The 12498-nt window shown below is 70.8% G+C and carries 9 protein-coding genes and 1 pseudogene; 5 read left to right on the top strand and 5 right to left on the bottom strand.

All coding sequences use genetic code 11. The features are described 5' to 3' along the window. Positions 1–51: 51 nt before the first annotated feature. Positions 52–1443 carry a trigger factor gene (tig, locus tag ACIOD2_RS32975; RefSeq protein WP_400546961.1) on the bottom strand — a complete coding sequence of 464 codons (1392 nt, stop codon included), beginning with the start codon at positions 1441–1443 and terminating at the stop codon, positions 52–54. A 129-nt stretch (positions 1444–1572) separates the two neighbouring features. Then, complete coding sequence (locus tag ACIOD2_RS32970; protein WP_400546958.1) at positions 1573–2163, bottom strand: TetR family transcriptional regulator; 591 nt, start codon at positions 2161–2163, stop codon at positions 1573–1575. Positions 2164–2301: 138 nt separating this feature from the next. Here ACIOD2_RS32970 and ACIOD2_RS32965 point away from each other — a divergent pair, with 138 nt between their 5' ends. Beyond that, positions 2302–4419, top strand: coding sequence for a fatty acid desaturase (locus tag ACIOD2_RS32965; protein WP_400546955.1), 2118 nt, complete (start codon positions 2302–2304; stop codon positions 4417–4419). Positions 4420–4425: 6 nt separating this feature from the next. Here the strand turns inward: ACIOD2_RS32965 and ACIOD2_RS32960 are convergent, their stop codons facing one another. Then, positions 4426–5028 carry a hypothetical protein gene (locus ACIOD2_RS32960; protein ID WP_400546952.1) on the bottom strand — a complete coding sequence of 201 codons (603 nt, stop codon included), beginning with the start codon at positions 5026–5028 and terminating at the stop codon, positions 4426–4428. Between the two features lie 190 nt (positions 5029–5218). On the opposite strand from ACIOD2_RS32960, the gene ACIOD2_RS32955 reads away from it, so the two are divergent. From ACIOD2_RS32955 to ACIOD2_RS32945, 3 genes and pseudogenes are all read left to right on the top strand, one after another. Next, the gene (locus tag ACIOD2_RS32955) at positions 5219–6775 is read left to right on the top strand and encodes a sensor histidine kinase (protein ID WP_400546949.1); all 1557 of its coding nucleotides are present in this window, start codon (positions 5219–5221) and stop codon (positions 6773–6775) included. Positions 6776–6779: 4 nt separating this feature from the next. Then, entirely contained in the window at positions 6780–8675 is a 1896-nt protein-coding gene (locus tag ACIOD2_RS32950) for an ArnT family glycosyltransferase (RefSeq protein WP_400546946.1), read from the top strand. Between the two features lie 239 nt (positions 8676–8914). Beyond that, positions 8915–9304: pseudogene (locus tag ACIOD2_RS32945) on the top strand (GNAT family N-acetyltransferase); the annotation flags it as partial. A 141-nt stretch (positions 9305–9445) separates the two neighbouring features. Here the strand turns inward: ACIOD2_RS32945 and ACIOD2_RS32940 are convergent. Continuing rightward, a complete protein-coding gene (locus tag ACIOD2_RS32940; RefSeq protein ID WP_400546943.1) occupies positions 9446–10549 on the bottom strand; it encodes a hypothetical protein in 1104 nt (367 codons plus the stop codon). Then, a complete protein-coding gene (locus ACIOD2_RS32935) occupies positions 10546–11616 on the bottom strand; it encodes a helix-turn-helix domain-containing protein (protein WP_400546940.1) in 1071 nt (356 codons plus the stop codon). Before ACIOD2_RS32935 ends, ACIOD2_RS32940 begins: the two co-directional genes overlap by 4 nt. A 237-nt stretch (positions 11617–11853) precedes the next feature. Between ACIOD2_RS32935 and ACIOD2_RS32930 the strand changes: the two genes are divergently transcribed. Beyond that, the gene (locus ACIOD2_RS32930) at positions 11854–12471 is read left to right on the top strand and encodes a hypothetical protein (protein ID WP_400546937.1); all 618 of its coding nucleotides are present in this window, start codon (positions 11854–11856) and stop codon (positions 12469–12471) included. Positions 12472–12498: the final 27 nt, after the last annotated feature.

Below are 12498 nucleotides of genomic sequence, written 5' to 3'. Positions count from 1 at the left end.
CGAACTTGGGCGGCGCAGAATGCCTGACACCGCCCAAGTTCGCTCACAGCTTCACTCCGCGGGAGTCTTCGCCGCCTCTTCGGTGGCCGTCGTCTCCTCGGATGCGGCGTCGGCGGCCGGTTCCTCGGCGCCGAACAGCTCGGAAAGGTCGACCTCGGCACCCGAACCGTCGGTGACGGCGGCCTTGCGGACCACGGAGGCGAGCGCCTTGCCGCGGCGGACGTCGGCGTAGATCGCGGTCAGCTGGCCGGACTGCTGGGCCCGCTGGACGTACTCGTCCGGGCTGATCCCGAAGCGCTGGGCCTGGTAGATGATCCGCTCGGTGAGCTCGCCGTCGTTGACCGAGACCTGCTCCTTGTCGGCGATGGTGTCCAGCAGCAGCTGAGTGCGGACGGCCTTCTCCGACTCGGTGCGGGTCTCCGCGTCGAACTCCTCCAGCGTGCGGCCTTCGGCCTCGAGGGCCTGGGCGAACTGGGCCTCGTCGTGGTCGAACGGGTGGATCGCGTCGTGCTTGCGGTTCTCGATCTCGGCGTCGAGGACCTTCTCCGGGATCGGCACCTCGGTGCGCTCGAGGAGCTCTTCGAGCACCTTGTCGCGCGCCTGGACGCCCTGCTGCATCTTCTTGACGCGGGCGAGCCGCTCGCGAAGGTCGCTCTTCAGCTCGTCGATCGTGTCGAACTCGCTGGCCATCTGGGCGAACTCGTCGTCGGCCTCCGGCAGCTCGCGCTGCTTGACCGACTGGACGGTCACGGTCACCTCGGCGTCCTTGCCGGCGTGGTCGCCGGCGACGAGCTGGGTGGTGAACGTCTTGGTCTCGCCGGCGTTCGCGCCGACGATCGCCTCGTCGATGCCGTCCACGAGCTGGCCGGAGCCGATCTCGTAGGACAGCCCCGAGGTGGCGGCCTCCTCGACGGCCTCGCCGTCGACGGTCGCGGCCAGATCGATCGAGACGAAGTCGCCGGTCTCGGCCGGGCGCTCCACGCCGGTCAGCGTGCCGAAGCGGGCGCGCAGCTCGTCGAGCTGCTCGTCGACCTCCGCGTCGGTCAGCTCGACGTCGTCCACGGTGACGGTGAAGCCCTCGAGGTCGGGCAGCTCGATCTCCGGGCGCACGTCCACCTCGGCGGTGAACTCCAGGACGTCGCGGTCCTCGAGCTTCGTGACGTCGAACTCCGGGTTCCCGAGCGTGCGGACCTCGTTCTCGCGGACCGCCTCCATGTACTTGGCCGGGATGGCCTCGTTGACGACCTCGTCGAGCACCGGGCCACGCCCGATCCGGCTTTCCAGGACGCGAGCGGGCGCCTTGCCGGGCCGGAAGCCCGGGATGCGCACCTGCTGGGCGATCTTGCGGTAGGCGCGGTCGAAGTTCGGCTTGAGCTCCGCGAACGGCACCTCGACATTGATCTTGACTCGCGTCGGGCTCAGCTGCTCGACGGTGCTCTTCAAGGTCTTCTCCTCGAGCGGTAACGATTGTGGTTGGACAATCCTGCGGAAATGGCCCCGGTCACGTGCAGACCGGGACGTCCGAGTCTAGGCCAGTGGCCCGCGCCGCCCGGGCGGGGGCCACCTGCGGCGTCAGGCGCCGAGCATCCGGCCGATCACCCAGCGCGTCTGGCCGCTCGCGTGCTCGGCCGAGCCGCTGGGCTGCACCAGGTGGGACAGCAGCAGCCGCACGAAGGCCTCGACCGCGACGGTCCACTCCGACGCGGTCAGCGGGACCTCGGGGTAGGCGCGCGAGAACAGCGCCGCGACGGTCTCGACGGCCCGGCCGAGCACCAGCTCGGGCCGGGAGGTGAGCAGCGGGAGGAAGTCGTCGCGGCCGCCCTGCGCGCCGCCGAGCGCGATGGCGGCCAGCGGGTTGCCGCGGGCGGTTTCGAGCGTCTCCCGGAAGGCGGCGGTGACGCCGTCGACGGCCCGGCCGGGGTGCGCGGCGACGACCTCGCCCACGTGCGCCACGAACCGGTCGGTCTCGCGCAGGATCAGCAGCTCGGCGAGCTCGGCCTTGGAGCCCAGTTCGTTGTAGACGGTCTGCCTGCTGACGCCGGCCTCCGCGGCCAGCTTGCCCATGGTGACGCCCGCCCAGCCGTCCACCCGGGTCAGCTCGGCCGCCGCGGCCAGCAGCCGCTCCCGGGTGCCGGCCGGACCGGAGTGGGTGACGGCGTTCACAGGCCGATCTTAGCCTTGGACGGTGTTCTGCAGGCCGGCACCTTTTTTCGAAGCGTGCCACAACGTTTACAAACGACGTCGGGTTGTCTACGGTGACTCCCGCTTGGCCAGGAGCTTCTCGACCGAGGAGACCGCTCGATGCCCGTCGTCGACACCCCGGCGCGCGGCACTCTGGAGTCTGTGGAGTCTTCGGAGTCCGCGCCCGGACTCCCGTTCCCCCGCGCGGTCCCCGCGCCGCGGCTGCCGCTGCCCGCGGTCTCGCTGCCGACCGTGCTTTTGTTCGCCGGCGCCCTCGTGGTCTGGGCCGGGTCGACCTGGCTGCTGCTCGCCGGGCTCGTGCCGGCGGCCGTGACCGTGGTGCTGAACACCGCCGCCACCTTCGCGATGTACACCGTGGTGCACGAATCCGCGCACCACTCGGCCGGGAAGCTCACCTGGGTCAACGAAACGCTCGGCCGGCTGGCCGTCCTGTTCGTCGCGGCGTACGCGTCGTTCCCGTCGCTGCGGTACGTCCACGGTGAACACCACCGCCACACGAACGGGCCGGTCCGCGCCGACCCGGACGCCTGGGTCCAGCGCGGCCCGCGCTGGCAGCTGCCGCTGCGCTGGCTGACCCTCGACTTCTCCTACGCGCGCTGCTACTTCTCGCGGCTGCGGGCCCGCCCGCCGCACGAGCTGGCCGAGACGCTGGTGGTGCTGTCGGTGGCCGTGTCCGCCGGCGTGGCGCTGGCCGTGTCCGGCCACGGCGCCGAACTGCTGCTGGTGTACCTGCTGCCGCAACGGTTCGGCGTGGGGCTGCTCGCCTGGGCGTTCGGCTGGCTGCCGCACCACGGGCTGCCCGCCGCCGGGCCGCTCGGGCGGTTCGGCACCACCCGCGTCCGCGTCGGCCTCGACCGGCTGGTGACCCCGGTGCTGCTGGCCCAGAACCTGCACCTGGTGCACCACCTGCACCCGGCCGTCCCGTTCCACCGTTACCGCCGGGTCTGGCTCGACAACCGCGAGGCCTACCTGGCCCGCGACGTCCCGATCAGCACCGTGTGGGGACAGGAGCTGACCGTGGCCGGGTACCGGGCGATGGCGGGCCTCGACGACGTCCCGGACGACGCCGCGCCCGAACCCGAGCCCGAGCCGCCGTCGCCGCTCGGGCCGAGCCGGTTCCACCGGCTGCGCGTCTCGGGTGTGCGGCCGCTGACCGCGGACGCCGTCGCGGTGACCCTGGCGGTGCCGCCGCAGCTGACGCACGAGTTCCGCTTCACGCCGGGCCAGCACGTCGCGGTCCGCGCGGTGCTCGACGGGCGGCCGGTGCGGCGGACGTACTCGATCTGCGCGCCGGCGGACTCGGGTGAGCTGCGGATCGCGGTCAAGAGACGCGCGGGCGGCGCGTTCTCCGGCTTCGCGGCCACGAAGCTGGCGGCGGGCGACTACCTCGACGTGCTCCCGCCCTCGGGCGGCTTCACGCTCGTCCCCGACCCGGCGCGGACGGCGCACTACGTCGCCCTCGCCGCGGGCAGTGGCATCACACCGGTGCTGTCCATCCTGGTCAGTGCACTGCGCGCGGAGCCGCACAGCCGCGCGACCCTGTTGTACGTCAACACTTCCGGCGCGACGACGCTCTTCGCGGCGGAGCTGACGGCGCTCGCGCAGGGGTTCGGCGGGCGGCTGCACGTCGTGCACTACCGCACCGACGAGCGCGACCCGGACCTGCACACGCACCGCCCGGCCCGGACCTTCGACACGGTCGGCGAAGCGCTGGCCATCTCGCACGAGCGGTACCAGCGCGGCCGCCTCGACGGCACGCGGCTGCGGGCGCTGCTGCAGAACCGCCTGCACCCGGCGAAGGTCGACGAGTGGTTCCTCTGCGGACCGCGCGGCCTGACCGACCTCGCGCGGCGGACGCTCGCCGACGCGGACGTCCCGGAGGAGAACGTCCACTTCGAACTGTTCCGCGGCGCGGCACCCCTGCGCGACCCGGCCGGGTTCCCGGCGAACGTGGCGGTGACGGTGGGCGGGACGACGACCGACGTGCCCGCCAAGGCCGGCGAAACGGTGCTGGACGCGGCGTTGCGGGCCGGGTTCGAGGTGCCGTACTCGTGCACGGGCGGCGCGTGCGGCACCTGCCGGGCGACGCTCCTGCACGGCCAGGTCGAGATGGACGTCCGCTACGCCCTCACCGAAGACGACGCCGCCGCGGGGCGGATCCTGACCTGCCGCGCCCGCGCGACGACCCCGGAGGTCGCGGTCGACTACGACCGCTGACCCGGGTCAGCCGGTCTGGGCGGGGGCGCCGGCGGGCGGCTGCCCTTGCTGGCCCTGGCCCGGTCCGGCGCCGGTCGTGCCTTCGGTCACCGACGTCGCCGTAGCCGCCTCACCCGACTCCGTGGCCACCACGGTGACCGTGTCGCCGGACGCCACGCCCGTCGCCTGGGCCGAGGTGATCGTGTAGGTCTTCGAAAAGCCGTCGTCGCTCTGCGCGGTCAGGGACGTCGCGCTCAGCGCCGTCACCTTGCCGGTCTGCATGATCTTCGTGACGTAGCCGCCGTTTCCGTCGGAGGAGACGTACTCGCCGTGCAGCGCCGAACCGAGCGCCCCGGCGCCGCCGGGACCGCCCCGCATCCCGCCCGCGGTGCCGCCCGGGCCCGCCGCGGTGTCCGTCGTCGCGGACGACGACGAGGTGGCCCAGATCGCCGCTCCCCCGCCGGCCACGATCACCGCCGCGGCGGCACCGGCGGCGACCTTCTTGCCGGTCGACCAGCCCGGCTTCCCGGGGGCCGGCGCGGGCGTGCCGCCCCAGCCCTGCTCCGGCGCGGCACCCCACGCCGGGTCCGAAGTGGACGGTGTCTGCTGCGGGGCCTGAGGTGTGGTCATTGTGTTACTCCTTCACGGGATGTGCTGGGCGTGGTCCACGTTCCGGCCCGTCGCTGTGTGCGGACTGTGCTGGCCGTCAGCCGTTCCTGTGACCGGAGGAACCGGACACAACGCGCCCCGTCGATCACCGCACAGCCGCCTCACAGGCAGCACACAACTCGCGCACACGGCACCGGCGGACGCTGAAGCCATGGCCGCGCGCACCCTCACGCCCCGCCCCCACCGGTCCACCCGGCCGGGGCGCCTTTCGCTGCGCGCGAAGCTGACCGGCTCGATGGTCGTGCTGCTCACCGTGGTGTGCCTGATCGTCGGGGTCGTCAGCGAGTTCGCCCTCGACGTCTTCCTCACCCGCCAGGTCGACCAGCAGCTGTCGGCCGCGGCCACCCGCTCGCAGGTCTTCGCGGGCAACGCCGGACGGCAGAACGGCCCGCCGGGGCAGCAGCCGCCCCAAGGTACGGGCGAGCACCCGCTCGGGCAGAACGTCGGCACGGTCAGCGGCACCTTCGCCGGGACGCAGCTGGTGCACGACGACAGCATCTCCGAGCACGGCGACCGGCTGCACCTGTCCGCGGCCCAGCAGGCCGTGATGCTGTCGGTGCCCGCGGACGGCAAGCCGCACACCGTGTCCTTCGCCGACCTCGGCGAGTACCGGCTGATGGCGCTGCCGGTCCCCGGGTCGTCCCAGGTCGTCGTCACCGGCCTGCCGACGAAGCCGGTCACCGACACGCTGGTCACCGTCGGGCTGATCCTCTTCGGCGTCGCCGCGGCGGGTGTCCTGGGCGCGGCGTTCCTCGGCGCGTTCGCGGTGCGCCGCACCTTGCGGCCGCTCGAGCGCGTCGCCGCCACCGCCGGGCGCGTCACCGAGCTGCCGCTCGACCGCGGCCAGGTGGCGCTGTCCATCCGCGTCCCGGAGTCCGACACGGACCCGCGGACCGAGGTCGGCCAGGTCGGCTCGGCGCTGAACCTGATGCTCGGGCACGTCGCCCAGGCCCTCGAAGCGCGGCACGACAGCGAGCTGCGCGTCCGGCAGTTCGTCGCGGACGCCAGCCACGAGCTGCGCACGCCGCTGGCCGCGATCCGCGGGTACGCCGAGCTGGCCGCCCGCGGCAGCTCCCTGGTGCCGCCGGACGTCGCCCACTCGATGACCCGGATCCAGTCCGAGGCCGTCCGGATGTCCACCCTCGTCGAGGACCTGCTGCTGCTCGCCCGGCTCGACGCGGGCCGGCCGCTGGACGTGCGCGAGGTCGACCTCACCCGGCTGCTGGCGGACGCCGTCGGCGACGCGCGGGTCGCCGGGCGCGACCACCGCTGGCAGCTCGCGTTGCCGCCCGACCCGGTGCTCGTGCTCGGTGACGTCCAGCGCCTGCACCAGGTGCTGGCCAACCTGCTGGCCAACGCGCGCACGCACACCCCGCCCGGCACCACGGTGACGGCCGCGCTCGCCCGCTCGGCAGACGGCAGCGCCGTGCTGACGGTCACCGACGACGGCCCCGGCATCAACCCGGATCTCCTGCCGGACGTCTTCGAACGGTTCGCCCGCGGCGACACGTCACGCTCGCGCACCGCGGGCAGCACCGGGCTCGGGCTGGCGATCGCCTCCGCCGTCGTCGTCGCCCACCACGGCTCGATCGAGGTGCACAGCCGCCCCGGCCGGACGGAGTTCGCGGTGCGCCTGCCCGTGGCCGTCCCCGCACAGCGCGTGCACAGCGTCGGCACAACCCGGCCCCAGCTGGGCACCGGAAGCTGATCACATGACCGCACTCGCGTCACCAGTAACCACCGAGGCCCCGACTCCGTCGCCACCCGCTCGCCGGACCTGGCACCGTCCCGCGCTCACCGCGCTGCTCGTGGGGACCGCGGTGCTCTACTTCTGGGGTCTCGGCGCGTCCGGCTGGGCCAACGCCTTCTACTCCGCGGCGGCGCAGGCGGGTTCGCAGAGCTGGAAGGCGCTGTTCTTCGGGTCGAGCGACGCGGCGAACGCGATCACCGTCGACAAGACCCCGGCGGCGCTGTGGGTGCTGGGGCTTTCGACGCGGGTGTTCGGCGTCAACACGTGGAGCGTCCTGGTGCCGCAGGCGCTGATGGGCGTCGGCTCGGTCTGGCTGCTGTACGCGACGGTTCGCCGGACGTCCGGCCCGGCCGCGGGCCTGGTCGCCGGGCTCGTGCTGGCGCTGACCCCGGCGGCGGCGCTGATGTTCCGCTTCAACAACCCGGACGCGCTGCTGGTGCTGCTTCTGGTCGCGGCCGCCTACTGCGTCGTCCGCGCGCTCGAGAAGGCGGGCCCGGGCTGGCTGGCGCTGGCCGGCGTCGCGGTCGGTTTCGGGTTCCTGGCGAAGATGCTGCAGGCGTTCCTGGTGCTGCCCGCGTTCGCGATCGCCTACCTGGTGGCCGCGCCGGTCTCGGTCGGCAAGCGGTTGCTGCACCTGCTCGGCGCCCTGGGCGCGACGGTCGTGGCCGCCGGCTGGTACCTGGTCGTCGTCGCGCTGTGGCCGGCCGCCGACCGGCCGTTCATCGGCGGCTCGCAGACGAACTCCCTGTGGGAGCTGGTCTTCGGCTACAACGGTTTCGGCCGCATCACCGGCGACGAGGTGGGCAGTGTCGGCGGCGGCGGGGGTGGCGGCGGCAGCTGGGGCTCGACCGGCCTGACCCGGCTGTTCGGCAGCGAGATGGCCGGCGGCATCGCGTGGCTGATCCCGGCGGCGCTGCTCGCGCTGGGCGCGGGCCTGTGGTTCACCCGCCGCGCCCCGCGCACCGACCGCTCCCGCGCGGCCCTGATCGTCTGGGGCGGCTGGTTCCTGGTGACGGCCCTGGTGTTCAGCTACATGGGCGGCATCATCCACCCGTACTACACCGTGGCCCTGGCCCCGGCGATCGCCGCACTGGTCGGCACGGCGGCGGTCCAGCTGTGGCGCCTGCGGTCGCGCCCGTCGGCATCCGGCCTGCTCAGCGGCGGCGTCGCGCTGACGGCCGTCACGGCCTATCTGCTGCTGTCGGGCTCGTCGTGGCAGCCGTGGCTGGCCCCTTGTGTGCTCATCGGCGGCCTGCTGGCAGCGGTGGCCCTGTTCTTCGCCGCCCACCTGACCCGCTGGGCGGCATCGTCGGTCGCGGCGTTCGCGTTGGTGGTGCTGCTGGCGGGCTCCGGCGCGTACACGCTGGCCACCGCGGCAACAACCCACAGCGGCGCGATCCCGTCGGCCGGCCCGTCCTCGGGCTTCGGCGGTCGCGGCTTCGGCCCCGGCGGCCCCGGCGGCTTCGGCGGCGGTGGTCGTGGCGGCGGCCCGGGTTCCCTGCTGACGACCACTTTGCCGGGCGCCCAGCTCACAGCGTTGCTGAAGCAGGACGCGTCGAAGTACACCTGGACGGCAGCCACAGTGCTATCGAACGCGGCGGCGGGCTACCAGCTGGCGAGCGACGCCCCGGTGATGGCGGTGGGCGGCTTCAACGGAACGGACCCGTACCCGACGCTGGAGCAGTTCCAGCAGTACGTCGCGAGCGGCCGCATCCACTACTTCCTGGGCGAAGGAATGACGATGCGAGGCAGCAGCGGCTCGGACGCGGCCCAGCAGATCGCGGACTGGGTGGCCTCGACCTACTCGGCGTCAACGGTGGACGGCGTAACGGTGTATGACTTGACGTCGATTGACTAACGGCTGAAGCAGACGCTGGTGGCTGCCGCCGCATGGAGAAGGCTCGTCCGCGACCCCACTCGCCCGAGTCCCAGATCCGAGTGACAGGTGTCACAATGGTCCAAGTGGGGGAGGTCACGATGCGTATGCAAAAATAACTCTCTCTTCACGTATGACTACGTACAGTTACGCCGGACTCACGATTTCGCCAGGATTCGTTCCGGTACACGACTGAACCCAGGCGAACAGGAGTCCTCTCGATGGTGTTCCCCCTCCTCGTGGCACGAGCGCGTGAGAAACACCTCGAAAAGCTCGTCGAGACACTCGGGGACCGAGAGTTCTTCACTGATCGGCTCGAACGGCAACTGAACGGTCGCGGTGTCCTGTTCGTAGCGTGGCGGCTGTGGCGCCGCCCCGCCGGCGCGGTGTACCTCTGGCTCGAAAAGGCCGAGGAAGATCTGATCAAAAAGCATCTTGCGGGTGTCGCACTGCTCAACCATCTGATGGTTCATCCGGATCTGCGCAACCGCGGCATTGGCACGAAGCTCATCGCAAAGGTGGAGAAGCATCTGGTCAAGCTGGGCAGCGACCAGGTAGCGCTTGCGGTCCGCACCGACAACCCCGACGCCACCCGGCTATACGAACGACTCAACTACGAGCACTGGGAGTTCGGCGAAGTCGTCTGCGTTGCGAAGACAATGCTCCCATCCGGCAAGGTCGTCGACGAGGAGGAGAAGTGCCTCGTGATGGTCAAACAGCTCACCCCCGCTAAGGGGTCGCCGGCACCGGAATCAGCGCTGAACGATTCCCAACGCGGCAAGGGCATATCCGATACCGCTGCCGCTCCGGCGACGCTCACCCAGTTTGACGACATACTGACGCCAGCTGACAGTGTCCGCCTGCCAAGCAGCTAGGTATCCCACGCACAACTCGGGCGTGATCAAGTGACTGCGCCCGATAGAGGCTTTAAGCGATGTGACCATCCTGGCCTTCTGGGCTAGCTCGATCGTTGACTCCTGCACCTGCGAAATGGTGGTGCGGATGATCTCCCGTCGGTCCGGCAAAAATGCGCGCCAGTACCTCTCATCGGCGTCCGCAAGGCTGCCGCCGTTGTCCAGCAAGCCGAACACGCCCTCGGCAAGCGTGTCTCCGAGTTCCTCGCCACGAGCGCGCCGGGCGTCGCGGTACGGGTCGTACGGGCGCTGAACCGCCGTGCCGGTGACCGCCGCCGGCCGGAGCCGCACGTCGTCCAGCAGGAAGAACCAGTCCTCGTTGTAGATGTTGGGAAAGAAAGAGCTGAACGCGTCTTCGCCGACCGCAAGCGCGCCACCGCCGATGAACGTGTCTTGCTCGACACCGATGTCACGCAGCGCATGACACAAGACGGAGTTGTCCGGCATACCCGCGTTCCGGAGCCCGACGACCGCGCGATCGCCGCAGAGCAATCCGGCCGCAGCGCCGAGGTCCGCAGGGTCAGGCAGAACGATATCGTCGTCGAGGAAGAGAATCCGCTTCCACCCGGCAACGACGGCAACGAGCAGGCCGAGATTCCGTTTGAAGCTGGTGTCGACGTTTCGGTGGAACTGAGTCGAGCGGAGCAGCTCGTCGGTGGCGAACCCAGGCACGAGATCGACGGGCAGCATGTCCAGGTCGATCGCCGTCACCTGCACACCCGCCCTCTTGGCCGCCAAAGCCGCATTCGAGGCCACGGCCCGCAGGCTGCACAGCAGCAGCAGCGGCACGTCCAGATGTTTCGCCGCCTTGACTGCATGCTTCAAGTAGGCCGCGGGACGCCCGCTGGGCACGACGATCGCGTCCAGCTTCGCCTGTGGCGCGTCAGCGGCCGCGACATGGGTCAGCAGCTTCTGGTGCGACGGGTGTTGCCGGCCGGTCATGCCGTTTCCGGCCACTCGTGCAGGCGGTTCTCCGGCAGCGTCCAGTCCGGTGTCAGGCCCTTCCCTGCCACCACGGGCACCCGGCTGATGATGCTGAACGACTCCGCGTCGCCGAAGCGCTGCTGCAGGTGCATCCGGTTCCGATCACGGAACCGGATGTCAGTGAGGGCGCGAACCGCGCCGAGGGTGCCACGTCCGTACATACCATTGCACACGGTCACCGTGCGCTTTCGGTTGAACGGACTGACCCCTCTGTAAAAGTGCGCCACGTCTTCCAAGAGGTGACCTTTGCTGTCCAGCTGCGGGGGAATGAGCTCCGACCCGCCCTCCCGCTCCACGCGGAAGCCGCCAGGTTCGCTGGTCGGCGCCTCGGCGTTGCGTGCGACCTGGTGCACCGGCAGCTCGACCCGTTCGATGACATCGCGGGTGACGGTGTTCCAGTCGACGCCCCCGAGCAGGACGAGGTGGGTCGTGTAGTCGTCGGGGGTCAGCTCTTCCGTGGTGTGGAAGGCGACCTGGTTCCGCGGGTTTACGGATCTGATGTAGCCGAACAATTCGATCAAGGCGTCCGGATCGGCGTAAGTGTACAGAGACGTGAAGTCCGCGCTTTCGGGGTCCGCATAGGACAGATGCTGGCGCAGTTCGAGCGGAAGCAGCGCGCAGACGATGGTGATGTCCTCGTTCTCCGGGAACCGCCAGGCGTCGTCCGCGGGCTCGGTCGCGGCCCGCTCGCGCCCGTCGCGCAGCCACAGCAGCTCGTCCAGCAGCTCGTCGCGAGCGGCCCGTTCTTCGTCCGTCAGTTCTTCGAGTGGGAGGACCCGCAGCGTTCCGCCGTTCTCGGACCGGCGCGTCGCGAACAGCGTCGCGTACGCCTCAAGGCGCCGGACCGGTGGCCGGACCGGCCGTTCGGTGTTCTCCCACGACGAGATCAGGGAGATGCTCAGCGGCTTGGTCCCCCCGAGAGCTTCGGCGAGCTGAAGCTGGGTGATGCCCGCATCGGGCCAGTGCGTCTCCCGCAACGCCCGCAGGCGGCGGGCGAGGGCAGGTCGCGGCGCAACAGGGGACACGACTCCCGCCACCCTTCAGTAAATTTCAGTACTGCGAGCGAGTGGGTAGATCGTACTCCCGAGCCCTGGAGGCTCGGTCGTCGACCCGCCGAAGCGAGGACTGAAACGTTACGCGACGCGGAACTTCCTCACACCAAACAGATAACGGCGATTCATCTCAGTTGTTCCAGGGTACTCCAGGGCCTACAGTCAACTTGACTGAACTTCAGTTGACACCTGAAGGCAGGAGCAGGCGCCATGAGAACACCCACGGACATACCCCGGCACCGGGCCATCGTGGCGGTCGACATCGAGGGGTCGACCAGCCGGACGAACTCGGTGCGTGCCCTGCTCCGGAACGTCCTCTTCCAGCTGCTCGACGAGGCCTTCACCACCGGCGGGGTCGGCCGGAAGCACCGGGAGCCGTTCGTCGACCGAGGCGACGGCGCACTGTGCCTCGTCCGGCCCTTCGACCAGGTGCCCAAGACCCTGCTGCTCGCGACGGTCGTCCCCGCGCTGGCCGATCTGCTCGAGAAGCACGCCCGGAACCTGCCCGACCTCGCCTTCCGGCTCCGCGTCGCGGTGCACTCGGGCGAAGTGCACCGGGACAAGCGCGGGCCGTACGGCGAAGACGTCGACATCGCGTGCCGGCTCGTCGACGCGCCCGAACTGAAGCGGCGGCTGCGCGACACCGCCGAACCACTCGCGCTTGCCGTGTCGCAGGAGATCCACCGCGCGGTCGTGCGGCACGGCTACCCCGGGATCGACGGCGGCGCCTTCACCCAGGCCGTCCAGATCAAGTTGGGCGAAGAAAAGCTCAGAGGCTGGCTCTACACACCCGAAGCCGGCCGGCCCGAGGAGGGTCTCACCGCTTAGACGCCGGACGACCAGAGGAGGTGGGGA

The organism is Amycolatopsis sp. NPDC088138, assembly GCF_044741685.1.
Taxonomy (GTDB): domain Bacteria; phylum Actinomycetota; class Actinomycetes; order Mycobacteriales; family Pseudonocardiaceae; genus Amycolatopsis.
The sequence above is the reverse complement of the archived record's forward strand: the minus strand, read 5'-3'. Positions and strand labels throughout refer to the sequence as shown.

Coding starts and splice junctions, on each gene's coding strand:
- ACIOD2_RS32960 (WP_400546952.1), bottom strand. CDS start 5,028: ATGACCACACCTCAGGCCCCGCAGCAGACACCGTCCACTTCGGACCCG.
- ACIOD2_RS32965 (WP_400546955.1), top strand. CDS start 2,302: ATGCCCGTCGTCGACACCCCGGCGCGCGGCACTCTGGAGTCTGTGGAG.
- ACIOD2_RS32950 (WP_400546946.1), top strand. CDS start 6,780: ATGACCGCACTCGCGTCACCAGTAACCACCGAGGCCCCGACTCCGTCG.
- ACIOD2_RS32955 (WP_400546949.1), top strand. CDS start 5,219: ATGGCCGCGCGCACCCTCACGCCCCGCCCCCACCGGTCCACCCGGCCG.
- ACIOD2_RS32940 (WP_400546943.1), bottom strand. CDS start 10,549: ATGACCGGCCGGCAACACCCGTCGCACCAGAAGCTGCTGACCCATGTC.
- ACIOD2_RS32930 (WP_400546937.1), top strand. CDS start 11,854: ATGAGAACACCCACGGACATACCCCGGCACCGGGCCATCGTGGCGGTC.